The following is a 1,889-nucleotide window of genomic DNA, read 5'->3' on the forward strand; positions in this document are numbered from 1 at the left end:
TGCTAGCGGACACTGAAAAATCCTTGTTGACGGACAGTTGAGTCCCTGCCCGCGGACAGCAGAAATCCTGCTGGGCGGTCAGGTGATCTCCGTCTCGGCCACGTGAAGTGGATCTCTCCGGCCGGTTCGATGCGGGTTGCTGACCTTGCACATCGAGCCGCCGGAGAGACCGTGACCAAGTCTGACAGGGAGATCATGGAAATTTTGGAGTCGTACGACCTGACCCGGTGTCCGCATTCCGCGGCGCAGCTGGCCGGGTGTGATCCGAAGACCGTGAAGCGGTATGTGGCGCTGCGTGACGTTGGTGGTGGGGACCCGTTGCTGGTCCGGACCGGGCCGCGGCCGAAGCTGATCGACGCGTTCCTGCCGAAGGTGGAAGAGCTCGTCGACGCCTCGAAGGCGAAGATCCGCGCGGACAAGGTCCACGAGCGGCTGCTGGCGATGGGGTTCATCGGCACGGAACGCACAACCCGGCGGGCGGTGCGCGAGGCGAAGATCGCGTGGCGGGCCGGACGGCGACGCTCGTACCGGCCGTGGCTTGCCGAGCCGGGCCTGTGGCTGCAGTTCGACTGGGGTGACGGGCCCCGGGTCGACGGGCGTAAGACGTATCTGTTCTGCGCGTGGCTGGCCTGGTCGCGGTTTCGGGTGGTGATCCCGGTCTGGGACCAGACGATGGGCTCGCTGATCGCCTGCCTGGACGCGACCCTGCGGCAGGTCGGTGGGGTGCCGGCGTATCTGCTGGGCGACAACGCGAAGACGGTTACCGTCGAACACGTCGCCGGCGTCGCGGTACGGCACCCGACGGTCGTCGCGGCGGGCCGGCATTACGGGGCGACGGTGCACTCGTGTGAGCCGTTCGACCCGGAGTCCAAGGGCGGAGTCGAGGCCACCGTCAGGGTCGCCAAGGCCGATCTGGTGCCCACCGAGACCAACCTGCGCGGCGCCTACCGCACGTTCGCCGAGCTCGTCGCGGCGTGCCAGGCGTGGTGTGAGCACATCAACGCCCGCACGCATCGGGAGACCGGCGCCGCGCCGGTCGACCGGCTCGCGGTCGAACGCGGTCACCTGCACATGCTGCCGGCCGAGCCGCACACCGCCGCGTTGGGCGAGGAGCGTCTGGTCAACGAGGACCAGACGGTCCGGGTCGGGTCGGTGCGCTACTCGACCCCGCCTGGGCACGTGGGCAGCAGGGTGTGGTGCCGCACCGTCGGTGACGAACTGGCGATCGTCGCCATGACGAACACGGGCACCGTCGAGATCGCCCGGCACCAGCTGTCCACGCCGGGTAACCCGCGCATCGTCGATGCGCACTACCCGCATCATCCGGGCGGGAATCACCCGCGCCCGCCCCGGCCGCGGGCCCGCAGCAAGGCCGAGGCCGACTTCCTGGCCATCGGTGACGGCGCCCACGCGTGGCTGGTCGAGGCCGCCGCGACCGGCGCCAGCCGAGTGCGGGCGAAGATGGCCCGCGCGGTCGAGTTCGCCGCCATCCTCGATGTCGCCCGCGTCGACCAGGCGTTGGGCCTGGCCGCCGCGGCCGGCCGGTTCGACGACGCGGACCTCGGCGCGATCCTGGACCACCTGGCCATCCGAGGCGAACCCGGTGACCTGGTCCGCGCCGACGAAACCTTCTCCGCGCAGCCCGGCACCGCCTCCTGGGAAAGGTTCGGCCGATGACCGACACACCCGCCATCCCGGCAGCCGATCGGGGCGTGGTCCTCGACTGCGACGAGGCCGCCGACCTGGCCCGCCCACTCGAGGTGATCGAAGACTGGCTGCGCCACGCCGACGACGACGCCCGAGCGGACCTGGCCGGCTTCCTCGACAGCGCAGGCCACGGCCACCTCGCCGCGGCCGGCCTGGCCGCCCTCGTCGAACAGAACACCCTG

1 pseudogene is annotated in these 1,889 nt (G+C 70.6%); it reads left to right on the forward strand.

Annotation, left to right across the window (positions count from 1 at the left end):
- Nucleotides 1–129: 129 nt before the first annotated feature.
- Nucleotides 130–1,700: pseudogene (gene istA, locus ACFHWU_RS29030) on the forward strand (IS21 family transposase); the annotation flags it as partial.
- Nucleotides 1,701–1,889: the final 189 nt, after the last annotated feature.

The sequence above is a fragment of the Micromonospora sp. LOL_015 genome, assembly GCF_048060275.1.
Classification (GTDB): domain Bacteria; phylum Actinomycetota; class Actinomycetes; order Mycobacteriales; family Micromonosporaceae; genus Micromonospora_E.